The 24,124-nt window shown below is 68.0% G+C and carries 22 protein-coding genes; 10 read left to right on the forward strand and 12 right to left on the reverse strand.

Annotated elements, in window-relative coordinates; translation table 11 throughout:
• Positions 1-82 precede the first annotated feature (82 nt).
• A complete protein-coding gene (locus HCU64_RS02865) occupies positions 83-1,024 on the forward strand; it encodes a DUF817 domain-containing protein (RefSeq protein WP_233382267.1) in 942 nt (313 codons plus the stop codon).
• A 103-nt stretch (positions 1,025-1,127) separates the two neighbouring features.
• On the opposite strand, the gene HCU64_RS02870 is transcribed toward HCU64_RS02865, so the two are convergent.
• The gene (locus HCU64_RS02870; RefSeq protein WP_233382268.1) at positions 1,128-1,343 is read right to left on the reverse strand and encodes a hypothetical protein; all 216 of its coding nucleotides are present in this window, start codon (positions 1,341-1,343) and stop codon (positions 1,128-1,130) included.
• 432 nt (positions 1,344-1,775) lie between these two features.
• On the opposite strand from HCU64_RS02870, the gene HCU64_RS02875 reads away from it, so the two are divergent.
• On the forward strand, positions 1,776-2,465 hold the full coding sequence (locus tag HCU64_RS02875) for a J domain-containing protein (protein WP_233382269.1): 690 nt from the start codon (positions 1,776-1,778) through the stop codon (positions 2,463-2,465).
• Positions 2,466-2,552: 87 nt separating this feature from the next.
• Here HCU64_RS02875 and HCU64_RS02880 read toward each other — a convergent pair whose 3' ends face one another.
• The gene (locus HCU64_RS02880) at positions 2,553-4,037 is read right to left on the reverse strand and encodes a serine hydrolase (RefSeq protein ID WP_233382270.1); all 1,485 of its coding nucleotides are present in this window, start codon (positions 4,035-4,037) and stop codon (positions 2,553-2,555) included.
• Positions 4,038-4,466: 429 nt separating this feature from the next.
• Here HCU64_RS02880 and clpS point away from each other — a divergent pair, with 429 nt between their 5' ends.
• The 3 genes from clpS (at position 4,467) to HCU64_RS02895 (ending at position 7,801) form a co-directional block, all read left to right on the forward strand.
• Positions 4,467-4,850: an ATP-dependent Clp protease adapter ClpS gene (gene clpS / locus HCU64_RS02885; RefSeq protein ID WP_233382271.1), complete on the forward strand. Its 384-nt coding sequence runs from the start codon at positions 4,467-4,469 to the stop codon at positions 4,848-4,850.
• A 24-nt stretch (positions 4,851-4,874) separates the two neighbouring features.
• Positions 4,875-7,385: an ATP-dependent Clp protease ATP-binding subunit ClpA gene (clpA, locus tag HCU64_RS02890; RefSeq protein WP_233382272.1), complete on the forward strand. Its 2,511-nt coding sequence runs from the start codon at positions 4,875-4,877 to the stop codon at positions 7,383-7,385.
• A 122-nt stretch (positions 7,386-7,507) separates the two neighbouring features.
• Positions 7,508-7,801 (forward strand): hypothetical protein, encoded by a 294-nt coding sequence (locus tag HCU64_RS02895; protein ID WP_233382273.1) that lies wholly within the window; start codon positions 7,508-7,510, stop codon positions 7,799-7,801.
• Positions 7,802-7,856: 55 nt separating this feature from the next.
• Here the strand turns inward: HCU64_RS02895 and HCU64_RS02900 are convergent, their stop codons facing one another.
• Together HCU64_RS02900 and HCU64_RS02905 are read right to left on the reverse strand one after the other, a co-directional pair.
• A complete protein-coding gene (locus tag HCU64_RS02900) occupies positions 7,857-8,099 on the reverse strand; it encodes a hypothetical protein (protein ID WP_233382274.1) in 243 nt (80 codons plus the stop codon).
• A 102-nt stretch (positions 8,100-8,201) separates the two neighbouring features.
• A complete protein-coding gene (locus HCU64_RS02905; RefSeq protein ID WP_233382275.1) occupies positions 8,202-8,699 on the reverse strand; it encodes a glutathione peroxidase in 498 nt (165 codons plus the stop codon).
• A gap of 222 nt (positions 8,700-8,921) precedes the next feature.
• On the opposite strand from HCU64_RS02905, the gene HCU64_RS02910 reads away from it, so the two are divergent.
• The 3 genes from HCU64_RS02910 to HCU64_RS02920 all read left to right on the forward strand — a co-directional run bounded on the left by HCU64_RS02910 (position 8,922) and on the right by HCU64_RS02920 (position 13,736).
• Positions 8,922-9,674, forward strand: a complete 753-nt coding sequence (locus HCU64_RS02910) for an invasion associated locus B family protein (RefSeq protein ID WP_233382276.1) — start codon at positions 8,922-8,924, stop codon at positions 9,672-9,674.
• Between the two features lie 108 nt (positions 9,675-9,782).
• Entirely contained in the window at positions 9,783-10,277 is a 495-nt protein-coding gene (locus HCU64_RS02915) for a hypothetical protein (RefSeq protein ID WP_233382277.1), read from the forward strand.
• Between the two features lie 102 nt (positions 10,278-10,379).
• The gene (locus tag HCU64_RS02920; protein ID WP_233382278.1) at positions 10,380-13,736 is read left to right on the forward strand and encodes a hypothetical protein; all 3,357 of its coding nucleotides are present in this window, start codon (positions 10,380-10,382) and stop codon (positions 13,734-13,736) included.
• 3 nt (positions 13,737-13,739) lie between these two features.
• Here the strand turns inward: HCU64_RS02920 and HCU64_RS02925 are convergent, their stop codons facing one another.
• The 5 genes from HCU64_RS02925 to HCU64_RS02945 form a co-directional block, all read right to left on the reverse strand.
• Positions 13,740-14,180 carry a DUF779 domain-containing protein gene (locus tag HCU64_RS02925; RefSeq protein WP_233382279.1) on the reverse strand — a complete coding sequence of 147 codons (441 nt, stop codon included), beginning with the start codon at positions 14,178-14,180 and terminating at the stop codon, positions 13,740-13,742.
• Positions 14,181-14,322: 142 nt separating this feature from the next.
• Positions 14,323-15,846 carry an aldehyde dehydrogenase gene (adh, locus tag HCU64_RS02930; protein ID WP_233382280.1) on the reverse strand — a complete coding sequence of 508 codons (1,524 nt, stop codon included), beginning with the start codon at positions 15,844-15,846 and terminating at the stop codon, positions 14,323-14,325.
• A gap of 218 nt (positions 15,847-16,064) precedes the next feature.
• Positions 16,065-17,795 carry a serine hydrolase gene (locus tag HCU64_RS02935; RefSeq protein ID WP_233382281.1) on the reverse strand — a complete coding sequence of 577 codons (1,731 nt, stop codon included), beginning with the start codon at positions 17,793-17,795 and terminating at the stop codon, positions 16,065-16,067.
• A gap of 143 nt (positions 17,796-17,938) precedes the next feature.
• The gene (locus HCU64_RS02940; RefSeq protein ID WP_233382282.1) at positions 17,939-19,183 is read right to left on the reverse strand and encodes an adenylosuccinate synthetase; all 1,245 of its coding nucleotides are present in this window, start codon (positions 19,181-19,183) and stop codon (positions 17,939-17,941) included.
• 12 nt (positions 19,184-19,195) lie between these two features.
• Entirely contained in the window at positions 19,196-20,110 is a 915-nt protein-coding gene (locus HCU64_RS02945) for a hypothetical protein (protein WP_233382283.1), read from the reverse strand.
• Positions 20,111-20,229: 119 nt separating this feature from the next.
• On the opposite strand from HCU64_RS02945, the gene HCU64_RS02950 reads away from it, so the two are divergent.
• A complete protein-coding gene (locus HCU64_RS02950; RefSeq protein WP_233382284.1) occupies positions 20,230-20,931 on the forward strand; it encodes an NUDIX hydrolase in 702 nt (233 codons plus the stop codon).
• Between the two features lie 89 nt (positions 20,932-21,020).
• Complete coding sequence (locus HCU64_RS02955; protein WP_233382285.1) at positions 21,021-21,371, forward strand: PilZ domain-containing protein; 351 nt, start codon at positions 21,021-21,023, stop codon at positions 21,369-21,371.
• A gap of 45 nt (positions 21,372-21,416) precedes the next feature.
• Here HCU64_RS02955 and pyrF read toward each other — a convergent pair whose 3' ends face one another.
• From pyrF to HCU64_RS02970, 3 genes are all read right to left on the reverse strand, one after another.
• Positions 21,417-22,112: an orotidine-5'-phosphate decarboxylase gene (pyrF, locus tag HCU64_RS02960; protein ID WP_233382286.1), complete on the reverse strand. Its 696-nt coding sequence runs from the start codon at positions 22,110-22,112 to the stop codon at positions 21,417-21,419.
• Positions 22,113-22,143: 31 nt separating this feature from the next.
• Positions 22,144-22,803, reverse strand: coding sequence for a uracil-DNA glycosylase family protein (locus HCU64_RS02965; protein ID WP_233382892.1), 660 nt, complete (start codon positions 22,801-22,803; stop codon positions 22,144-22,146).
• A gap of 62 nt (positions 22,804-22,865) precedes the next feature.
• Positions 22,866-24,104 carry an NAD(P)/FAD-dependent oxidoreductase gene (locus tag HCU64_RS02970; protein ID WP_233382287.1) on the reverse strand — a complete coding sequence of 413 codons (1,239 nt, stop codon included), beginning with the start codon at positions 24,102-24,104 and terminating at the stop codon, positions 22,866-22,868.
• Positions 24,105-24,124 lie beyond the last annotated feature (20 nt).

Consider the following 24,124-nt stretch of genomic DNA (forward strand, 5'->3'; position numbering starts at 1 on the left):
CCAGCGAACGCGAGCGGGCGGCCATCATCGCTAAGCTTGGCACGCTCGCATGGCGTCGAGTATCGCGATGGGAGGGGTTCGCATGACATGGCGACGCGGTGGCAAGCCCGAGGAGACCAGCGCGGCGCGGCTCTGGCGCCCGCTCTCGCGCTTCATCACGGCGGAAGCCGACCTGGGCGCGCGTGTCGCCGCCAAGGGCCCGGCGGCGGCTTTCGCCTACGAATTCCTGCGCTTCGGGGTGAAGCAGGGCTGGGCCTGCCTGTTCGGCGGCTTGATGTGCGCGCTGCTCATCGGCACGCATCTCTTCTACCCGGCCCATGCCGCGCTCAGCCGCTACGACTTTCTCACCCTCGCCGCGGTGGCGATCCAGGCGGCGCTGCTGGCGCTCAGGATGGAGACCTGGGAGGAAGCGAAGGTCATCGCGCTCTACCATGTCGTCGGCACCGTCATGGAGATCTTCAAGACCGGTGTCGGCTCGTGGATCTATCCCGAGGAGAGCCTCTTACGGATTGCCGGCGTGCCGCTCTTCACGGGCTTCATGTATGCGAGCATCGGCTCCTACATCGCCCGCGTCTGGCGGCTGTTCGACTTCCGCTTCAAGCGGCATCCGTCGCTGATGTTCACGCTGCCGCTGGCCGCCGCGATCTACGCGAACTTCTTCGCGCACCATTACATGCCCGACTTGCGCATCGCGCTGTTCGCGGTCACCGCGCTGCTGTTCGGGCGGACGATCGTCCACTTCAAGGTCTGGCACACGCACCGTTCGATGCCGCTCATCGTCGGGTTCGGTCTCGTCGCGCTGTTCATCTGGTTCGCCGAGAACATCGGCACGGCGACCCGGGTCTGGATCTATCCGAGCCAGGCCGCCGGCTGGTCGCCGGTCGCCTTCGCCAAGCTCGGCTCCTGGTTCCTGCTGATGATCGTCTCCTACGTGCTGGTGACGCTGGTCAGCCGACCGAGAGCCATGAGGGAGGCGGCCTCGGCGACCGAGCCGGTCTCGATGCCCGCTGCCGAAAGCGCCTGAACCGCGCCGGGAGGCGCCGCAGACGAAAACGGCCCGGACCCGAGATCGGGCCGGACCGCTTTCTGCCGGAAGCCCGGCCATATCGATCGGCGAAACGCCGCAATCAGTTGAGGTAGGTGCGGATCCAGTTGGGGGAGAGGATCTCGCCCTCTTCCGTGATGATCCAGGGCTGCTTGGCCGGGTCGGTCAGGGCGCCGGCGGCGGCGGCGAGCGCCTCGCGCAGCGTGTCGTAGCGAGCGGGCTGCGCCAGCGGCGACGAAGCCGGCAGCGTGCGCCAAATCGTCAGGTCGGCCGGTCGTTCGAGAGCCTCGGTTTCCATGTCTCGACTGTCCTCTTGAACCCTGTTCTCTTGAGGCTCATCGGCGATGTGTCGCTTCAACGAGCCGAGATGATGCTTCTTCGTGCGCAATTGGGAGCATCTGTTGACGTCTTTGCGATCATTTCAGGCAATTCAGGCCTGATCGACACGTTCTCGACGCAGTTCCACACTCCCGACACAAAGGTTTCACGGCCTTTGCGCCTTGGGTGCACCTCGGATGCTCCTCATCGGCAATACGATGACTGTGCGTTCGAAGTGTAAGCAATTCGTTAGCTTGGCGGCTACCATCGCTGCAGTGCGGTGGCGCACCTTCACAGCTTGTGGACGACTGTGGGCATCTTGCATCATTCGGCAGTATCGGCCGGGCGTCGGTGATCGAGCGCACCCGTCTCGAGCCTTTACCTGGGAGCCGAACGATCCGATCACGGGGCCATGCTTCTCGCCCTCGGTCTCGTCGCGCTCTTCGGCTTCTGGTGGCTCGGCCGCAGCGGCGGCCGCCTGCCTGCGGGCCTGACCCCGCGTCGGCTCGCGGGATATGCGGCTTTCGCGCTCGCCGCCCTGCTGGCGATGCGCGGCTCCCTGCTGCCGTCCGCCTTGCTGGCGGGAGCCGGCCTCTGGATCGTGTGGGGTGGGGAGAGGCTGGCCGGCAGGCTGGGCCGCCTCCTGTCGGAGCTGACGCCGAGGCGGTCGGCGCGGCGCACCGCGAGCATCGAGCTCGATCACGGTTCGGGTGACGGCCTCGTCCTGGCCGGCCCCCGAGCCGGGGAGCGCCTGTCGGCCGTTCCGCGCGACGATCTCGTCGCGTTTCTCGCCCTCTGCCGAGGGTCCGATCCCGAAGGCGCGGGTCTTCTAGAGGCGTATCTGGACCGCCGGCATCCCGGCTGGCGTGTAGACGCTGAGCGCGATCTTGACCCGCGGACGGGCCGCCCGCTTGACCCAGGGGCGATGACGCAGGAGGAGGCCTATCAGATCCTGGGGCTTGAGCGCGGGGCGTCCCTGGAGGAGGTCCGCGCGGCGCACCGAACGCTGATGAAGCGGCTGCATCCCGACCAGGGGGGCAGCGCTGCGTTTGCCGCTCGCGTCAACGCGGCTCGAGACAGACTGACGAACCGACATCGCTGATACTCCACGCGCGTTGTCAGAAGGTGATGGGTGAGATTGGCCGCCGGCCCGGACGAGGGTCGGCGGGTAGTCACAGGCTCCCGGTCGTCAGCTCCGGGTGGCGAAGCAGTTGAAGCCGTTCTTCTTCAGCGCCGAGCAGGCATCCTGCGCGGAGCCCTGTTCGGCGAAGCCCGAGAACCGGGCGCGGTAAAGCGTCGTGCCGCCATGGCTGACGCGCACAGTGTAGGGCGCTGCCTTGCCGAGCGCGCCACCGGCGCGGCCACGGGCCTCGGCCAACATCGACTTCGCCTTGTCCTCGTCATCCATGGCGCCGAGCTGGATCACCCAGGCGGTCGGCGTCACGCCGCGCGAGGTGATCTCGGCCTTCTCGGGCTTGGCCGGTGCCTCGGAGCGAGCGGCGACGGCGTCATAATCGTAGGCCGGCAGCCTTGCGCTCGACTTGCCACCCGGGAACGGGGCTTGCGCCGGGGCGCCGGCATAGGCCTGCGCCGCGCCGGGGATCGCCTGCAGAGGCTTGCGGCTCATGCCAGGCGTCGTGGTCGGGACAGCATCCGTCGAGTTCGTCGTCTCGATCTCGTCGTCCTCGGCCGAGGCGTAGCGGGTGCGGGTCTTCGACGCGGCGTCGGCGATGACGGCCGGGCGGCCGCGCTCGGCCGTCTCGATCAGGCCCGGCACCTGGCGGGCACCGGCATAGGCGCGCGGCAGGCTGGAGCGGACGAGGTCGGCCATGATCCGGTCCCGGCTCGCGCCCGACTTGCCGCCGAGCACGATGGCGACGATCTGGCGGTTGTCGGACTTCGCGGCGGTCATCAGGTTGAAGCCGGAATCGCGCGTGTAGCCGGTCTTGATGCCGTCGACGCCCTGGACATTGCCGAGCAGGTGGTTGTGGTTGCCGATGACCCGGCCGCGGAAGGCGAAGGAACGGGTCTGGAAGTACTTGTAGTAGTGGGGGAAGCGATCCTGGATCGCGCGGGCGAGCACCGTGAGATCGCGGGCCGTGGTGATCTGGTCGGCATCCGGCAGGCCGGAGGCGTTGGCATAGTGCGTGCGGGTCATGCCGAGCGAGCGAGCCTTGCTCGTCATCATCTCGGCGAACCTTGCTTCCGACCCGGCGATGTTCTCGCCGATGGCGCAGGCCACGTCGTTGGCCGATTTCGTCACGATGGCCTTGATCGCGTCCTCGACCTCGATGGTCGAGCCGGGGCGCAGGCCGAGCTTCGACGGAGCCATGGAGGCGGCGTTGGCCGAGATCGTCAGCGGCGAATCGAGCCGGTAGCGGCCGCGCTCGAGCTGCTCGAACAGCATGTACAGCGTCATCACCTTGGTGATCGAGGCCGGGTGACGCAGGGCGTCCTCGTTGACCGCGTGCAGCGTCTTGCCGGTCTTCACGTCGACAACCATCGCGGCATAAGGCGGATTGTAGCCGCCGGCCACAGCGCGATGATGGGCCGCCCGATGATGCCCGTGGCGGCGTGCTTCGGCCGGGGTGGTGATCGCGGCAAGGATCGCGGCAGCGACCAGGGCTGCGGGAGGAACGGTCGAACGAAGGGTACGGCCTGACGCGCTACGCATTACCGATGATCCGTTCCGCACTCTTCGAACCGATTGGCCGGCCAGCGCCGCGCCGTCATCGCGGACAGCACCGGGTCGGCCCGGCATTCCGCTCCATCACTGATGCGCAACGGTATGCGGACGCGGTTACGCGGCCGTTAATTCGGACGCGTTCGGCGACGAAACCGCGTGGTTCGACAGCAAGCTGTGCGAAAGTCGCACGTCACCAATCGTAAAGATCGTGCGCCGGACCCGGACAAGTGAGCGCATCCGACTGGCGGAGTCGGATCACGGCCTATAGATTGCCTGTTGCTGGTTGCGTCTCAGCGGCGCCCTGGGCGGAGGGCCGCCTCAGGTCCGTCACACTTCCCACGAACAACGTCATACGAACGAAATATGCCGCCGGACGGACTCGATACGATTCCGATGTGTCAGACACCGAAGCGGGCCATGGCGACCGCTGGACACGAAGGCTGGCGCGCCAACGGCGCCACGCCGATCACGGCCGCGGGTCCGCGCGGGTCCGGCGATGGCGACCGCTCGAACACCGCGATCATCACGCGCACCAAGCCGAAGACGAAGCGCCCGAGCCTCTACCGGGTGCTCCTCCTGAACGACGACTACACGCCGATGGAATTCGTCGTCCATGTCGTCGAGCGCTTCTTCAATAAGAACCACGACGACGCATATCAGATCATGATGCACGTGCATCAGAACGGCGTCGGCGAGTGCGGCGTCTTCACCTACGAGGTCGCCGAGACGAAGGTGACGCAGGTGATGGACTTCGCCCGCAAGCACCAACACCCTCTCCAGTGCGTTATGGAGAAGAAGTAAGGCCCCGGAACAAAGGCTCGAGCATTGCCAAGCTTTTCACGTAGCCTGGAACAAGCCCTCCACCGCGCACTGGCCCTGGCCGGTGAGCGGCGCCACGAATACGCGACGCTGGAGCATCTCCTGCTCGCTCTGGTCGACGATCAGGACGCCGCCGCGGTGATGCGGGCCTGTTCCGTCGAGGTCGACGTCCTCAAACGCAACCTCGTCGAATACGTCGACACCGAACTCTCCAACCTCACCGGCGACGGACGCCAGGACGCCAAGCCCACGGCCGGCTTCCAGCGCGTGATCCAGCGCGCGGTGATCCATGTCCAATCCTCGGGACGTGAGGAGGTGACCGGCGCCAACGTGCTCGTCGCGATCTTCGCCGAGCGCGAGAGCCACGCCGCCTACTTCCTGCAGGAGCAGGACATGACCCGTTACGACGCGGTCAACTACATCAGTCACGGCATCGCCAAGCGACCGGGCGCCTCCGAGTCGAAGCCCGTGCGCGGTTCGGACGAGGAGGGATCCTCTGAGCGCCCCGGTGGCGACGAGGAGGGTGGCCGCAGCACCAAGAAGAAGGGTGACGCGCTCGATGCCTACTGCGTCAACCTCAACAAGAAGGCCAAGGACGGCAAGATCGATCCTCTGATCGGCCGCCATTCCGAGGTCGAGCGCACGATCCAGGTGCTCTGCCGCCGCCAGAAGAACAACCCGCTGCTGGTGGGTGATCCCGGCGTCGGCAAGACCGCCATCGCCGAGGGCCTCGCCCGCAAGATCACCCAGAAGGAGGTGCCGGAGGTTCTCGCCGACGCCACCGTCTTCTCGCTCGACATGGGCACGCTGCTCGCCGGAACCCGCTACCGCGGCGACTTCGAGGAGCGCCTCAAGCAGGTGATGAAGGAGATCGAGCAGCACCCGAACGCGATCATGTTCATCGACGAGATCCACACGGTGATCGGCGCCGGCGCGACCTCGGGCGGTGCGATGGATGCCTCGAACCTGCTCAAGCCTGCGCTCGCGAGCGGAACGCTGCGCTGCATCGGCTCGACGACCTACAAGGAGTACCGCCAGTACTTCGAGAAGGATCGCGCCCTGGTGCGTCGCTTCCAGAAGATCGACGTCAACGAGCCGTCAGTGCCGGATACGATCGAGATCCTGAAGGGGCTGAAGCCGTATTTCGAGGAGTTCCACAAGCTGAAATATACGGCCGACGCCGTGAAAGCGGCCGTGGAACTCTCTGCGCGATACATCAACGACCGCAAGCTGCCGGACAAGGCGATCGACGTGATCGACGAGACCGGGGCCTCGCAGATGCTGGTTCCGGAGGCGCGCCGCAAGCGCACCATCGGCGTCAAGGAGATCGAGGCGACCATCGCCACGATGGCCCGCATCCCGCCCAAGACCGTGTCGAAGGACGATGCGGTCGTGCTGCAGAACCTCACCGAGAACCTGAAGCGGGTCGTCTACGGCCAGCCCAACGCCATCGAGGCGCTGACCTCGGCGATCAAGCTCGCCCGTGCCGGCCTGCGCGACCCGGACAAGCCGATCGGCTCCTACCTGTTCGCCGGCCCGACCGGCGTCGGCAAGACCGAAGCCGCCAAGCAGCTCGCCGCCTCGCTCGGCGTCGAGATGCTGCGCTTCGACATGTCGGAATACATGGAGCGCCACACGGTGAGCCGCCTGATCGGCGCGCCTCCCGGCTATGTCGGTTTCGACCAGGGCGGCCTGCTCACCGACGGCATCGACCAGCACCCGCATTGCGTGCTGCTGCTCGACGAAATCGAGAAGGCCCATCCGGACCTGTTCAACATCCTGTTGCAGGTGATGGACCACGGTAAGCTGACCGACCACAACGGCAAACAGGTCGATTTCCGCAACGTGATCATCATCATGACCACGAATGCGGGTGCGTCCGACATGGCGCGGGCTTCCTACGGCTTCACGCAGAACAAGCGGTCGGGCGACGACGTCGAGGCGATCAACCGGTTGTTCGCACCGGAATTCCGCAATCGGCTCGACTCGATCATCTCGTTCGGCCACCTGCCGAAGGACGTGGTCGCCAAGGTGGTCGACAAGTTCGTGCTGCAGCTCGAGGCTCAGCTCGCCGACCGGAACGTCACCATCGAGCTCTCGGACGAGGCACGCGAGTGGCTCGTCGAGAACGGTTACGACGATGCGATGGGCGCGCGCCCGATGGCCCGCCTGATCCAGTCGACTATCAAGACGCCGCTCGCCGACGAGGTCCTGTTCGGCAAGCTGAAGAACGGCGGCCTCGTGCGCGTCGTCCTGCGCAAGGCCGACGCCGACGCCAAGGGGCTGAAGGACATCTCGGCGAAATCCGCGCTCACCTTCGAGTTCCCGGCCGGTCCGGTGACGCCGCGTCCCGAAAAAGACGTGACCAACGCGGTGAAGCGCCACAAGCGCTCGAAGCCGCGCTCCGCTCCCAAGCGCAAAGGTGGCGGCGGCGGCAAGAATGGCGGGCCGGACGGCTCTGGCGGCACCGGCAGTGTTCGCAGCACGGTGCCGAAGGTGCCGCTCGTCAAGGCGTGATCGTTGCAACCACTCGGGGAAGGCGGGTTGCCTTCCTCGGGCCGGTCGCGGATATGGGCGCACCGAGATGAGACGAGCGAGGGCGGGGGCGCTCTCGCGCATCTGCTGACGACGGGGGCACCATGACGAGCGACACGCATGAGGACGCTCTCGCGCCTGCGCCCAGGCAGGCTCCGGCTCCCAAGCCGAGGGTCACGGCCAAGACCAAGCTCACCGGACGCGAAGCGCGCCGCAAGCGGCGCAAGGCCCGCCGGCGCGGCGAGGAAATCCTGGCCTGGATCCTCGTCCCACTGATCGTTCTTGCGCTCTGGTGGAGCGCGAACGCCGTGTTCGACTTCTTCGGAACCACGCCCAGCACGGTCTGGGACCAGCTGATGATGGCCAAGAAGCAGCTCGAGAAGAAGGGTCTGCCGTAGCTCCCGGCCCGCGATCGCCGCGAACCGGTTCGATGCCGACCCGGTGGGACCGTCTTTAGTCGCAGCGCTCCTTGCGGACGGTCGTGGTCTCGCCGTCGTCGTCGGTGCGCGTGACGGTCTTCGATTCGCATCCGGCTGCGGGCGGCAGATCGCGGTCCACCTCACGGCGCTCGATGACAGCGGCAGGGCGGTCACGCACGACGACCGCAGGCTCGTCGCGTTCGATGACGGTGGTCTGGGCGGAGGCGGCGCCGCTCAGGGCGACGACGGTCGCAGCGGCGAGAAAGAGGGCTCGCATGAGTCTCTCCGAGCTGTGGGACAAGCCCATCAAACGACCTCGACAGCTGGACAGTTCCAAATGATGGCCGCGCCGCGCCGGACCTCCGGCCCGATATCGTGCTCAGGCTGGCGCCGCCTCGGCGAGAGCATCGGCCACGGCCCGTTCGAGATCCGCCGGCTTGGTCTTGGGTGCGAACCGGGCCATCACCCGGCCGTCACGCCCAACCAGGAACTTCGTGAAATTCCACTTGATCGACTGTGACCCGAACAGGCCCGGGCGCTCACGCTTGAGCCGGATGAACAGCGGGTCGGCCGCCGGCCCGTTCACCTCGACCTTGGCGAGCACCGGGAAGGTCACGTCGTAGGTGAGCGAGCAGAACTGCGCGATCTCTTCGGCATTCCCCGGCTCTTGCGCGCCAAACTGATTGCAGGGCAGGCCGAGCACGACGAGACCAGCCGCGCGATGACGCCGCCAGAGCGCTTCGAGCCCCTCGTATTGCGGCGTGAACCCGCATTTCGAAGCCGTGTTGACGATGAGCAGGACGCGACCACGATACTGGCTGAGCGGGTGAGGCGCGCCGCCCGCATCGCTTGGTGAAAAATCGTAGATGCCGCTCATGCCGCGTTCCTCGTATACGCCCGCGGTCTCATACAGTGGCGTCGCCGGAAAAGCTCGCACCATCGCCGCGGGCGATCCGGGATAATTAGGCAAGTTCAGTTTTGAATAGATCCAAGATCAACGCGGCATTCCTGCATCGTCACCAATCTTTTGCCGCCGGCATGATTGCGCCGCGCCGCTGGCAACGTTAGGCGGCGCACACGCTGTGCTGAAGGCCGCTCCATGACACCGATCCGCTTTTCCCTGCTCACGGCAACGTTGCTGATCGCATCTGCGACGCTCGCGCCGCCGGCTCGGGCGCAGGAGCCCGAGGCCCCGGCCGCCGCGCCTGAAGCACCGGCCGCGCCCGAGGAGGCCGCCAAGGCGAAGCCGCGTCCCAAGAAGGTCCTGCCGCACAAGCCGAAGGTCGCCGAGCCCAAACCGGCGGATGCCAAGCCGGCCGATCAGAAGACGGCGGAGCCTGCGGCCAAAGCGGCCTCTGACGGCACGTTGCTGGAGCCGGCGGTTTCCGATGCAAAAGTGCAGTGGCCGAACGGGGCCCGCTCCGTCAGCGAGTCCTATGGCGACTGGACCATGAACTGTAATCGCGAGGGCTCGCAGACGGATTGCGTGGTGATCCAGTCCCAGGGCGATCGCCGCACTGGCCGGCGGCAGTTCAGCGTCGAACTGCGTGCGCCGAAGGATGGCCGCGCCGAGGGTCTGATCCTGATGCCGTTCGGCATGCAGATCGAGCCCGGCGTCAGCTTCAAGCTGGACGACCGCACCCTCGGCAAGGGCGCGCCCTTCTCCTACTGCGTCAATGACGGCTGCCTCGTGCCGATCAGCCTGCCGACGCTCGCCACCGATACCATGAAGACCGCCCAGACCATGAGCGTGTCGGGGATGAAGCAGGACGCGAAGGAGCCGACGACGATCAGCGTGCCGCTGGCCGGCTTCGCGGCCGCCTTCGCCAGAGCCGCCGCTTTCGGTGGTTGAGACCGGGCAGAACAGGCAAGCCGCGCTGGGTTGACCCCGGCAGCGTCCTCCCGCAACGGAAGGCCAACGCGCGATCACAGGCGCACTGGAAATCCGTTTGGGAGGAAGATGATGAAGCAGGCCCTATCCGCCGTATGCCTCGCGGCCGCTTTCGCCGCGGCCTCGGCTGGCCCACTCGCCGCCGAGACGCCCGCTGCGCCCGAACCGGCTCCGGCGCAAGCGGCGCCGGCACCTGCTCCCGGCCCACAGGCCGACCCGCGCGTCGAGCGCCAGCGCAAGGGCGCCGCGAAACTCGCCGGCATGATCCGCTTCGTGGACGTCGAGTGCCCGGATGCGAAGCCCGATTACGACCGCTTCAAGAAGGTCATCGCGTCGATGGGCGTCGACCTCAAGGACCTCGAACAAGGTCCGCTGATGATCGAGTCGCTGGGCTACAGCGAGGCCTACAAGAAGAATACCGCCGAGAGCTGCAAGCGCGCCTTCGAGCATTTCGGCGAAAGCGGAACCACGGTCCCGGGGCTCCTCGCCCACAAGGCACCGGACGCGAAGGCGCCAAACGCCACCGCTCCTGATGCGAAGCCTCCCGAAACCAAGGCTCAGTGACGAGACCTTAAGCGCGCATTCACCCCGTTCAGCGACACTCCGGCCCGAATGTGGCGTACGGCCGACCCTGTCGCGGGGTCGCCGAGAGTTCGGACGGGCGCGATGCGATTGCGAGCCGAGGGCGAGAGGCGGCCGCGCGGGGCGAGTGCCCTGCTGCGGCTCGTCGCGCTATCGGCCCTCCTGGGGCTCGCTTTGCCGGGCGCCTCGGCCCAGGCCGCGCGCCTGGTTTCGGCCAATGGCAGCCAGCCCGGCGGCTACGGCCGCATCATCCTTGCGTTCGATGTTCCGGTCGCGGTCAAGGCGCGCCTCTCGGGCGCGATCCTGACGCTCAGCTTCGGCGAAGCCGTCAAGGCAGGGTCTGAGCGGATCGCAGCGGGCATGCCGGATTTCGTCAGCATCGTGCGGCGCGATCCCGACGGCTCCGCCCTCAGGCTTGCCCTGCAGCGCGGCTACCGCGTGAACCTGCAGCAAGCCGGCGAGCAGGTCTTCGTGGACCTGCTACCGGAAAGCTGGGCCGGACTGCCACCGCCGCTGCCACCCGAGACGATCGCCGAACTCGCCCGCCGTGCCCGCGAGGCAGAAGCCGCGCTGACGGCCAGCAAGCCCGCACCGCTGCCGCAATCCATTGCGGCGGAAGTCTCGAACGCGCCCGGACGAACCCGGGTCAGCCTCAGGTTGCCGCGCGACCTCAAGGCGGTCTTCGAAGAGGCCGACGAGGGTCAGCGCCTGACGCTGGCCGGCGCATGGCGCATCGACGATCAGGGCGCACGTGGGCGCATGAAGCCCGAAATCGGCAGCATTCACATCGTGAACGATGCCTCGGGCGCGCAGCTGACCGCGCTCCCTGCCGACGGCGTCAGGGTCGAGACCAGCCGCGATGGCGAGGAAGCGGTCATCGACTTCCTTTGGAAACTGCCCGAGACCGCGAAGGCCCAGGACGGCAAGGACGCCTTGAAGGCTGCAACTGCCGACCCCGGAAAACCCACGCACGACAAGGCCGAAACAGACGGTCCGGCTACGGCCACGGCCGCCCCGAAGGGCGAACCTGCCAAGGCGGAAATCCAACCGACGGAGCCGCCGCCGCGTCGCGCCGGCTCTGGGCTGGTCTTCCCCTTCGAGAAAGCCGTCCCGGCCGCTCTGTTCGAGCGGGCCGGCATTGCCACGCTCGTGTTCGAGACGCCGGGGCCGATCGCGGTGCCGCCTCCCGGCGCGACCGGACTGGTGCCGCTCGGCCCCACGCAGCGGGTCGGGAACGTGACGGTGGTTCGCTTCAACGTGCCGACGGGCACCCTCGTCGACCTCCTTCCGGTCACGGAGCCACGGGGCTGGGAACTCGCGACCGGCGACGTCGTCGCGCCGAGCGAGAGCCTGCTCGCCAGACGCGCATCGGGCGGCAAGGGCCGCGTCGCCATCGGCGTCGGCCTGCCCGATCCCGGTTCGGTCACCTGGCTCGATCTCGACGGCGAGCGCGTCGCCGTGGTGACGGCGGGTGGCACGAAGCGGGCAGGTGTGTCGAAGCCGCAGCGCTTCGTCGATTTCGAGTTGCTGCCGAGCCGGGTCGGCCTCGCGGTGCTTGCCAATGCCGACGACCTCGCCGTGAGACCAGACATCGACGGGATTGCGATCGAGCGCGAGGGCGGCGTCGCGGTGTCGGGCCTCACCCGTGCGCCGGAGCCGACCGTCGCGCCGGCCGGTGATTTGGTCATCGATCGCGATGCTTGGCAGACCGCGCGGCGCGGCGATGTCGGCGCGGCGTTGCGTGAAAAATATGCCGCAGCAGCGGGTGCCTCGAATGCGGAACGCAGTGCGGCCCGCCTCGCGCTCGCCAAGGCACTGATGGCCAACGGTCTCGACATGGAGGCGCTCGGCGTCCTCGCCGTCGCCGCGTCGGAAGACCCTGTCCTCGACGGCGAAGCGCAGACCGCGCTGATGCGCGGCATCATGACGGCGCGGATCGGACGCTTCGACGAGGCCGAGAAGATATTGGCCAACGAGCGGTTCGCCCGCAATCCCGAAGCGCGGCTCTGGCGGGGTTACATCGCGGCCCGACAGGGCCGTTGGGGCGCGGCCGATTCGAGCCTGAATGCCGGCATATCGGTGCTGGAGCGCTATCCCGAGGGCGTCGCGGCACCGCTCTACGCAGATGCCTCGGAAGCATCGGTCGAGCTCGGCGACTGGGACGGCGCCCTGCGCACGATCCGCGCCGCGACGCTCGGAGCCGACGCGCTGACCCGCGACCGCGTCACGCTGCTGCGCGCCCGGATCGACGAGGCCAAGGGCGGCGTCGCAGCGGCGCTCGAGAGCTACGACGCCCTCGCCGCCAAGGCACAGCGCCCCATCGCGGCGGCCGCGAGCCTGCGCGCGACGATGCTGTCGCAGACGCAGCACAAGATCGACACCAAGGAAGCCATCGACCGGCTCGAGACGCTGGCTCTCATCTGGCACGGCGGCGCCACCGAGGCCGAGACGCTGGGCATGCTCGGCCGCCTCTACACCGAGGCCGGCCGCTGGCGGCAGGTTTTCGCGACGGCGCGGCGCGCCAATATCCTGGCGCCGGACGCGCCCGCCACGCGCACGATGCAGGAAGCCGCGCAGGCCCTGTTCGAGGATCTCTTCCTCGGCGAGCGTGCCGCTTCGCTCGGCGGCGTCGAGGCCCTGGCGCTCTATTTCGACTTCAAGGAATTCGCGCCGATCGGGCGGCGCGCCGACGAGATCGTGCGGCGGCTGGCCGACCGGCTCGTCGCCCTCGACCTGCTCGAATCCGCCGACGAGCTCCTGGACCATCAGGTCGCGCACCGCCTGACCGGCCCGGCCCGCGCCAGTGTCGCCGCACGGCTCGCAACCATTCGCCTGATGGAGGGCAAGCCGCTCGAAGCATTCAAGGTCCTGGAGGAGACGCACCTGCCATCGCTCAGCGAGGACCTGCGCCGCGCCCGCGCCTTGCTGCGCGCCCGCGCCCTGTCCGACCTGACGCGGACCGACCTTGCCCTGGAGACGATCGAGGGAGAGAGCGGCCCGGATGCCGAACGCCTGCGGGCCGACATCCTCTGGTCGGCACGGCGCTGGCGCGAGGCCGGCGAGGCGCACGAGGGACTGCTCGGCGACGTCTGGCGCGGCAAGAAGCCCCTCGACGATGCGGCTCGCGCCGACGTCATTCGCGCCGGGATCGCCTATGGGTTGGCCGGCGAGAGCCTTGGCCTGGAGCGGTTGAAGGCAAAGTTCGCCGGCCCCATGGCCGACGGACCCGATGCGCGCACATTCGCTCTGCTCACCCGCAGCGACGCGCCGCGCACAGCGGCTTTCCGTGAGGCGGCCCGCCGCGCCACCTCCGCGGAAACGCTTGGCGCGTTCCTCGCCGAGTACCGCAAGCACTATCCGGATGCCGCCGTGCCCGAGCGTGGCTCCGAGGGCGCCGCCTCGCGCGCCGAGGCGAGCGGAACGCCAACCCCGAAGGGCTGAACGTCAGATCTGGCAGGCGCCGGCGAGCGCATCGTTCTCGGCCTGGCTGAACAGGCGCGAGCGGATGTGGAAACGCTTCTCGCGGCCGTTCTCCAGCGAGAACATGCCGCCGCGGCCCGGCACCACGTCGAGGATGATGTGGGTGTGCTGCCAGACGCCGAACTGCGAGCGCGAGATGAAGAAATCCGCCCCGGCGACCTGGCCGAGATGCACGTCTCCGTCACTCGTGATGAAGTCGCCGACGGGGTAGCACATCGGCGACGAGCCATCGCAGCAGCCGCCCGACTGGTGGAACATCACCGGACCGTAATCCGCCTTAAGCTCTTCGATGAGCTCCAGTGCGGCCGGCGTTGCCGTCACGCGCAGCGGCGTGCCGGCATTGTCGGCCTGTTCGGCGGTCACCGGCTCGGCGGCTTCGACGGGGCTCGTGGCCTGTTCAGTCATGAGGTCGTCTCCCTAAGCTGTTCTGTTGTTATGTGAGGCGTTCGGCGTCGAATTCCACGCTGCGTCGGACGGAGAGCGGAGCGCTTCAAACAAAAAACCCCGGCCTTTCAGCCGGGGTCGGAGGTGCGGGAGGAAACGCCTCCTAGAAGAAGCCGAGCTTCTTCGCGGAGTAGGACACCAGCATGTTCTTGGTCTGCTGGTAATGGTCGAGCATCATCTTGTGGGTCTCGCGGCCGATGCCGGACTGCTTGTAGCCGCCGAAGGCCGCGTGGGCCGGGTAGGCGTGGTAGCAGTTCGTCCAGACGCGGCCGGCCTGGATGGCGCGGCCGAAGCGGTAGGCGCGGGTCCCGTCGCGGGTCCAGACGCCGGCGCCGAGGCCGTAGAGCGTGTCGTTGGCGATCGAGAGCGCCTCTTCGTCGTCCTTGAAGGTGGCGACGGAGAGAACCGGGCCGAAGATCTCCTCCTGGAAGATCCGCATCTTGTTGTGGCCCTTGAACACGGTCGGCTGCATGTAGAAGCCTTCCGCCAGATCACCGTCGCGGTTGCCGCGGGCGCCGCCGGTGAGGCACTGCGCGCCTTCCTGCTTGCCGATGTCGACGTAGCTCAGGATCTTCTCGAGCTGCTCCGAGGAGGCCTGGGCGCCGATCATGGTCGCCGGATCGAGCGGCGAGCCCTGGGTGATCGCCTCGACGCGCTTGATGGCGCGCTCCATGAAGCGGTCGTAGATCTTCTCGTGCACGAGCGCGCGGCTCGGGCAGGTGCAGACCTCACCCTGGTTGAGGGCGAACATCGTGAAGCCCTCGAGGGCCTTGTCGAAGAAGTCGTCGTCCTCGTTCGCCACGTCCGAGAAGAAGATGTTCGGCGACTTGCCGCCCAGCTCCAGCGTGACCGGGATCAGGTTCTGCGAGGCGTACTGCATGATGAGGCGACCCGTGGTCGTCTCACCGGTGAAGGCGATCTTGGCGATGCGGGGCGAAGAGGCCAGCGGCTTGCCGGCTTCGAGGCCGAAGCCGTTGACGACGTTCAGCGTGCCGGGCGGCAGGATGTCGGCGATCAGTTCCAGGACGACCAGGATCGAGGCCGGGGTCTGCTCTGCGGGCTTCAGCACGATGCAGTTGCCGGCGGCGAGCGCCGGGGCGACCTTCCACACGGCCATCAGGATCGGGAAGTTCCACGGGATGATCTGGCCGACGACGCCGAGCGGCTCGTGGAAGTGGTAGGCCACCGTGTCGTGGTCGATCTCGGAGATCGAACCTTCCTGCGCGCGGACACAGCCGGCGAAGTAACGGAAATGGTCGATGGCGAGCGGGATGTCGGCATTCACCGTCTCGCGGATCGGCTTGCCGTTGTCCCAGGTCTCGGCCAGCGCGATCAGATCGAGGTTTTCCTCCATCCGGTCGGCGATCCTGTTGAGGATGCGGGCGCGTTCGGCCGGCGCGGTGCGGGCCCAGGCATCCTTGGCGGCATGCGCGGCGTCGAGCGCCTTGTCGATGTCCTGCGCGTCGGAGCGGGCGACCTCGCAGATGACCTTGCCGGTGATCGGCGAGGTGTTCTCGAAGTAGCGGCCGGCCGCGGGGGCGACCCACTTGCCGCCGATAAAATTGTCGTAGCGCGGCGAAAAGGGCGACTTGGTCTTGGCGTCAGCCAAAAATTCCGGCTTGTTCATCGGCATTCCTCCGTGTGGCTCTTTGGCGGCTTTGTTGCGGGAGACAAATCCAGCCGGTGCCTCAAATCAAGGTGGACTTTAGGCCAACCCCGCGCCGCACCCCGCAAGTCATTGTCCGATAACGGCTTTTTCTCAAGGCAGAAATCCGCCTGGGTGCCGCTTGCGGGAGCGTCTTCTACGCCTGTTCCGGGATGATGGCGACACCTGGCGGCGCGCCCTCAGCGGGTCTGCGTCCTGGCCGGCTTCTTCGTGGAAGCCTGATCCGGCTCGATGCGGTGGGCGGGTGTGTCGAGACCGTTCCGATGCAGGACGAGGCCCGTGGCGCGCCCCCCGCCATCGAGTTCGAAGCTCAACTGGGCATCGACCGTCTTGAGGAAGAACTCCCGTTCGTTCTCCGCGAAAACCTCGCTGCGGGGCTGGCCTGTGGCCTGGGCATAAAGGCGGCCGTTCTCGAAACTGACGGTCAGCACGGCGTTCGGGCCGAGGTCGTAGCGGCCGGTGAGCCGGCGCAGGCGCGCGCGGTCGACCGCGACCTCGTGACGGAGCGGCCGTGGTTGGGCGAGGATGCGATCCGCCTCCTCGGGAGCGATCCTCGGCGCGATGCGGTCGCGTCCCGCCTGATGGAAAATCAGGCCGTTCGGGCGCCCGTCCGGCTCGGTGTCCAGGGTGATGCGGGCATCGATCGCTGGCGAGACGAAGGTGCGGTCGCTCTCGGGAAGGAACAGCACGGCCGGCTCCCCCGTCCCCTTCGAGAGGAGGCGTCCATGCTCGCGGGTGATGGTCAGGAAGAAGCGCGGCCCGAGCCGATAGGTGCCGGCATAGCGATCGAGGATCACATCCTCGAGGACGATCGAGTCGGGCGGATCGAGCACGCCGAGCCAGAGCGCGGAGAGTTCGCGGGCGATCTTCTGCGCGGGCGCATTCTCGTTGTTGGCGAGCACGATCACGTCGAGCCCGTCATCGGGATAATGGTCGATCATGGAGAGGAAGCCGGACACGGCGCCCCCGTGCGACCACACCCGGCGCTCATGCGCCTTGCCGACATACCAGCCAAGCCCGTAGCCGCGACCGCCATCGTCGGTCATCTCGGCGAGCGAGGCGGCCGAAAGCACCTTTCCTCCGAACAGCGCACGGCTCCAGGCGAGCAGGTCGTCGGCCGTGGAATAGAGGCCGCCGGCGGCATAGGCGATGCTGGAGGCCATGGCCGGCGCGTTGCGCCAATGCGCCTGGCCGAAGCGGTAGCCCGAGGCTCGGCGCGGCAGCACCAAGCTGACGTCGTCGTAGCCCGTCTCCGTCAGCGCCAGCGGCGTGAGGAAGGTGTCGCGGATGTATTGCGCATAGGGCTGGCCGGTCGCCGCCTCGATCGCCATGCCGAGCAGCACGTAGCCGGTGTTGCTGTACTCCATCCGCGTCCCCGGCTCGAAGAGCAGGGGCTCGTTCTCGACCAGCGCGATGATTTCCTGCGGTGAGCGTTCGAGGCGGGAGATCTTGGCGTAGTAGTCCGGCAGCGCCGTGTAGTTGATGATGCCGGAGGTGTGGCTGAGCAGGTGCCGCAGGGTGACGTGGTCCCAGGAAGCTGGCGCACTGGGCACGAACTGGCGGATACGGTCGTCCAGCTTGAGCTTGCCGGCCTCTACGAGCTTCAGGATCGCCGCCGCAGTGAACGGCTTGGTGAGAGATCCGATACGGAAATGCGTGTCGAGGGTGTTGGCCGCGTTCCATTCGCGATTGGCGAGGCCGTAGGCGCGGCGGAAGACCGGCTTGCCGTCTTTCGCCACCAGGATCGTGCCGGAAAACAGGCCGGATTGCAGGTAGGGCTCGATCAGGCCCTCCGCTGCGGTTGCGTAGGTCGCCTCGGTGACACGCGGGCGCGCCGCGGCCGGCAGCACCAGCGCGAGCCCGAGCATGACGATCGCGCCGAGACGCGATGCGAACCTGTCACCGATCACGCAATCCTCTGTCCGACGGGATTTTCGCCGAGGCGCACCCAACCTTTGCACTCATTGCGGCCGAGCGATGACATCCCACCGGCAGGCCCAATGCGGCAAGACATCTTGCCGTGCGCGAGCACACATCAATTGGCGATGAGCCGTCAGGCCTTCACCTCGGCGGCGAGATTGCAAAGCGTCGTTCGGCTCGGGCCATAGCTCGATAGCGGAAGGTTTCCATCGGAAACCATTGCCGCTGCGGCCTCGGCGAGCCGTTCGGCAGGCCCTTGGACGGTGCAGCCTCCGCTCATCCAAGAGACCGGCCTGCCCTCGAACTGATCGAGGCAGGTCATCGCGAGGCGCGGTTCGACCTGCAGCCGACCTTCCGCGTCGGAGAGATCGGCCCGGATGGCACCGCCGAGAACGTCGAGGTCGAGCCGGCCGAAGCGAAGCTGCCCCTGCCAGGGGTTGGGCCGATTGGTGGCATCCGCGAAAAGCGGGCTCGGCGGCGCTACCTGCTCGTGGGCGAGCGGGCCGGCCCCGTGGCGGGTGACGTAGGCGCGGGTGGCGTAGACGGCCTGGAGCCGGCCAAAGCCGAGTTCGCCGGCCACATCGAGCACATTGGCGAGCCCCGTGTTCGAGCGGGTGACGTGCGGGAAGGCGCCGCGATCCTGGTCGAGCATCAGCCCCTGCGCGCCCTCGAAGATGACGGGCGTATCGGCGGCCACGGCCTCCGATGGCCGGCCGGCCAGATCGACATGCGCCAGCATGCCGACCGCGAGCGCGACCGCGCGCTCCAGCCCCTCCTCCGACAGGATCAGGTCGCGGTGGCGCAGGTACAGGCCGGGATGGCCGAGCCGCGTCAGGCGCGCCGGCACCCATTGGCGGCGGATGCGGTCGAAGCGGTCGCGCAGACGCCCGAGATCCCCGCGCAGCATGGCGAGATCGGTGGCGAAGGCCGGGTTCAGGTTCCGCTCGATCGTCTCGCCGAAACCGAGCCCGCAGGAGCCGTGACGACCGCCGCCGCGCGCCTCCTCCACGAACTGGTTGATCATCATGTCCCAGGGCGTGGTCAGCAGCCCGCGCTCGTCTGCCCGGATGCGGGGCGCGACACCGAGCTGCGCGAGCGCCGCGATCTCCCCGGCGAGCACGATCGGGTTCGATGCAAAATGCCGGGACAGGAAGGTCGATGCGCCGGCAAAGCTTCCCGACCCGACATGGTGGAAGACGTGGCGGCGCCCATCCGGCGTGGTCACGGTATGCCCGGCCTGGGCACCGCCATTATGCCGGATCACCACCGTGCCTGCGCCGAGGCGGTCGGCAAGGGCGTCGGTGACGACGCCCTTGCCCTCGTCGCCATAGCCCGCCCCGATCACCGCGAAGGCGGGTGCGCGCTCTGCTGTGCTCATGCTCTCCTCCCCTCAGCGGAACCAGGTGCCGAAAAAGCCGGGCGATGGCGGTGCCAGGGCCGCCCGAACAGAGGCCGCGGCCGAGGCATTCGTCCAGGATGAGGCCGCATCGTCTGGGTCGACGCCCTCCGCGACCTGGATCGCCGAGACGACGAGCTCGGCGAGATTGCGGTAATCGTCGAGGATCAGCAGCCTGCGCCCGAGCAGCGGCTGCCAGGTCCGCAACGCCTTGTGGAAGCCACCATCCGTCGCCGAAAAGCCCTCGCGCAGGATGACGTGGAAGACGTCGTAGCTGCGCTGGGCCAGGCCCAGGCATTCGGCGGCGGTCGCGTCGCGCTCCAGGCGGATGCCGAGGAACTGCGCTGCTTCCTCGCGGGTGACGTAAGGCAGGATCGGCTCGTCTCCGAAGGAGAACAGGTAGCCGCGCTTGCCCCGCTTCTCGAAGGAGTCGGTCGCGGTCTTGGTGCCGCAGAACAGCCAGGGCAGCGCATAGCTCTCGCCGCCATTGCCGCCGCCGCCGCCTTCGACGAAGAGCTGACGCATCTGCTCGGCGAGCCGGATGTCGGCCTCGAACTGCGTCGCCTGCAGCGGGGCGCGATCGCAAGTAGCATCACCCACCGCTATCGCCATGATGTGCGGATCGCTCACCGGCTTGCGGGCCAGGATCTCCGAGACCAGTACCCCGAGCTTGTCCTGCATCAGGATGCGCGCGACTTCGCCGAGGCTGCCGGTGACGTCGCTCGCCAGCACGATCGGCGTCGAGGCCGCGTTATCCGGCCCGTCGCGCGATTCCCTCATGCGGATGCGCGCCGGGTCGTATTCCGGCAGCAATCCGCGGCTCGTGAAGATCTCCTCCCGGCTCCGGCCGGCCGTGTTGCGGCCCGCCCAATCCCGCCAATCGGCGGTGCTCCATCGTCCGTGTCCCATTGCGACCTCCTTGCTGTCCGGCCTCATGCCGTACCGCTTGATACGCCACATCTTTGTTATTTGCAAATAACAAAGATGTGGCAGCTGGCACTCCCGGAGGGATGGGGTAAGACGTGCGCATGCCGGACGACTTCCCGCCCGTGATCCTGACGATCGACTGCGTGCTGCTGACCTTGCCGAGCGATGTGCCGGCGGCTGGCCTCAGCGTGGCGCTGCTGATGCGCGATACCGCGCCCTTCGAGGGCGTGGCGGCCTTGCCCGGCGGCTATGTCCACGCCGACGAGGATGCCGATCTCGAAGCGGCGGCGCGGCGCGTGCTCGCGGCCAAGCTCGGCATTGGCGGGGCGAGGTTCTTCCTCGAGCAGCTCTGCACGGTATCGGGATCCGCTCGTGACCCACGTGGCTGGTCGGCCAGCGTCGTCTATTACGCACTCGTCCCGGAGGCGCGGCTGACAGGTGTGGTGGGCCGGCTCGCGCCGGTCGACGCGCTTCCGCAATTGGCCTTCGATCACGCAGCGATCGTAGCGCGAGCGGTGGAACGCCTGCGCGCCAAGACGAGCTATTCGAACTTGCCGGGTTTCCTGCTGCCCGAGACCTTCACGCTGCCGGAGTTGCAGGACGTCTACGAGCGCGTGCTCGGCCTCGCCCTCGACCAGAGCGTGTTCCGCAAGCGCATGGACGAGATGAACCTGATCGAGGCGGTGCCGGACGGCTTTCGGAAGGGCGGCCGGCACCGGCCGGCACAGCTTTATCGGCTGCGCGACGGCTCCGCCTCGCTGCACGACCGGATCGTGGCCCAGCGCCCGCGCGGCCGCCGCTGAAAGGCCTGCACGAGGGCAATCTGACGTTTACGCATTCCTAGGAGTGAGAATGTAAATTCCAAAAAGGATGCCTCGATCTTCGGGCGGAAATGATCACACGGGCCGAAGAGCGTCGGGAGACCAACTGGATCGCGATGATCCGGCTCGCCGATGGGACGGAGATCCCCTGCACGGTCAAGGACGTATCGAAATCCGGTGCGCGGCTCGGCGTGCCGAGCAAGATAGAGCTTCCCGATCACTTCAAGTTCAAGGTGCTCGGCCGCGATTTCGTCTGCGCGGTAAAGGTGGCGTGGCGCCGTGGCGAGTATGTCGGCGTGACCATCGAGCAGGTCGGCAAGCTCAAGCAGCCGGCTGCGAAGGAGACGCCGGAACCGACCGCAGCGCCGCCCGAAGCGTCCAATACGATCCAGGCCCGCCGCAGCCGGTTCGCGGAACGCTGAGCCCTCGCGCGGCCTCGGATCGCTGCCCCAAGAAAGCTGCCGATATCACGCCATCTCTGCGACGATCGCTTGCGCCACCGCGCGCGGATCTGCCGCTCCGGTGATTGGACGGCCGACCACGACATGGTCGATGCCCGCCGCCCGCGCCTCGCCCGGCGTCATCACCCGCTTCTGATCGCCGAGATCCGCACCGGCCGGGCGAATTCCCGGCGTGACGATGAGCCGGTCGGGACCGATCTCGCGCCGCACCGAGATGGCCTCGACCGCGCTGCAGACGATGCCGTCGATCCCGGCTTCCGCGGCCTGCCGGGCGCGCAGCGCGACGAGTTCGGGCACAGGCAAGGCGTAGCCGGCCTCGCGCGCATCGTTCTCGTCGTAGGAGGTGAGCACGGTTACGGCCAGGATCTTGAGACCGCTGCCGGCGGCGCCCCGCACCGCGGCGCGCATCGTCTGCGGATAGGCGTGTACGGTCAGGAAGGTCGCGCCGTGACCGGCGAGCGAGCGCACCCCCTCCTCCACGGTATTGCCGATGTCGTGAAGCTTGAGATCGAGGAAGGTCTTGAGCCCGCGCCGGGCGAGCCGCGCCGCGAAGTCGAGACCGCCAGCGTAACCGAGCCGGTAGCCGATCTTGTAGAAGGTCGCAGCATCACCGATGCGTTCGACCAACGCCTCGGCCGCCGCCACGTCGGCGAGGTCGAGGGCAACGATCAGGCGGTCGCGGGGATCTTGTAGCTCGGGCATCGGCGGTCCCGGTTGAAGGTTGGCGGCACCATCACGGGTCGGCTGGAGCTGTCAATGCCGCGGGCGGCGCCCCCATCACCCGCGCGACCTCGGCCTTGAGCACCGGCAAGAGCTCGGTCTCGAACCAGGGCTGCGCCTTCAGCCAACCGTTGTTGCGCCAGGAGGGATGAGGCAGCGGCAGGATGCGCGGCCGGCGCGGTTCGGCGAGGATCTCGCGCCAGCGCCGCACGGTCCCGGTCAGGCCGCCCTCGAGACGCCCGAGATGCCAACCCTGCGCATATTGGCCGATCAACAGAATCAACTCCAGGTTCGGCAGGCCTGCGAACAGTTCCTCGCGCCAGCGTTCCGCGCATTCCCGCCGCGGCGGCCGGTCGCCGCCCTTGGCGTCGAGCCCCGGGAAGCACGAGCCCATCGGCACGATCGCGAGGCGGGTGGCATCGTAAAACTCCGTCTCGTCGAGCCCGAGCCAATCGCGCAGGCGCACGCCGGAGGGGTCCTTGAACGGCACGCCGGAACGATGCGCGCGGTTGCCCGGCGCCTGGCTCGCGATGCACAGCCGCGCCGTGCCCGACCCTTGAATGATCGGCCGCGGCTCCTGCGGCAGGGGCGCCCCGTAAAGCGGGTCGTCGCGACAGATCCGGCAGGCGCGCAGGCGTGCGGCTGTCCTCTCGAAAGGCACGGGGGCGGGCATCACCGGGACATGGGTTGTCCGGCGCCCCAAGACGATGGGCGCTTCGCCGGTGCGGCAACCGATCACGTGGCCTGTGGCGCGGCCGGGCGGCTCTGGACGATCGGTGCGGCGGCCGCGAGGATCGCGTCGCGACCGCCGGGCGGATAGATGCGCTGGCGGTTGATCACCGTCTTGACCCGCTTGGCCTCCTCACCGGAGGCGACGAGGACATCGCGCTGCCATCCGCTGGTATAGGCCGCGCCCCAGGGGCCGAGATCGAGCACGGTAACGTAGTCGGGCGCGGAAAAGGCGATGCGCTCGGCGGGAATGCCGAGGAGATCGCAGGCCGCGTTGTGCCCCGCGAGGCGGCCCATCGGCCGGGCGTGCTGACAGGACATCACCGTCGCGTGCCCCGCCTCGTCTGCAACCGCGCGAGCGATGTCGCCTGCCGCGTAGATGCCGGGCACACCCTCCACCGCGAGGTAGGCATCGACCCCGAGGCGGCCGAGGGCATCGCGGGGCGCGGCGATCTGCTCGGCCAGCGGGCTCGCGCGCAGGCCGGTCGCACAGATGACCGTGCCGACCGCGATGGCCTCGCCGTTCCCCAAGGTGATCCCCTGGTCATCGACCGAGGCGATCGCCGTGAGGGTCCGGACCTCGACGCCGGCCTGCGCCAGAGCCGCGAGGATGGCCGGGCGGCCAGCGCCCATATCGGCGCCGATCTCCGGGCCACGCTCGATCAGAATCACACGGACCGGCTCATCCGAACCGGCCGTCGTCTTCAGAGCGGCGAGGCGCGCCGGCAATTCGCAGGCGATCTCGATCCCGACGAGGCCCGCGCCGAGCACGGCTGCGGTCCAGCGGCCCGGGCGCTGTGGGCCTTTCGACAGGGAGCGCAGATGCGTGTCGAGCCGGGCCGCGCCGGCATGGGTATCGACGTCGAAGGCGTGATCCGCCAAGCCGGGGATCGGCGGCGGAGCCACGGCGCTCCCCGCGGCGAGGACCAGCCGATCATAGGTCAGTTCCTCCCCGGAGCCGTCTGCGGCGCGCAAAGTGAGCGAGCGCCCAGCCACATCGATCCGCTCCACCCGCGCCTCGCACCGCCGGACACCGATCGGTACGAGCACGTCGTCGAGCGGCACGCGGATGCCGTCGAGATCGCTTTCGTAGCAGCGCACGCGGATGGTGTGGAACGGATCGGGGGCGACGAGTTGGATGTCGAGCCCACCCTCGGCGCCGTGAAGGTCGCGCAGGCGTGACGCCGCGGCCGCGGCCCACAATCCGGCGAAGCCGCCGCCGACCACCACGATGCGCTTCGTCATCCGGGTATCCTCCACCGACT

Source organism: Methylobacterium sp. C25 (assembly GCF_021352225.1).
Lineage (GTDB): Bacteria > Pseudomonadota > Alphaproteobacteria > Rhizobiales > Beijerinckiaceae > Methylobacterium.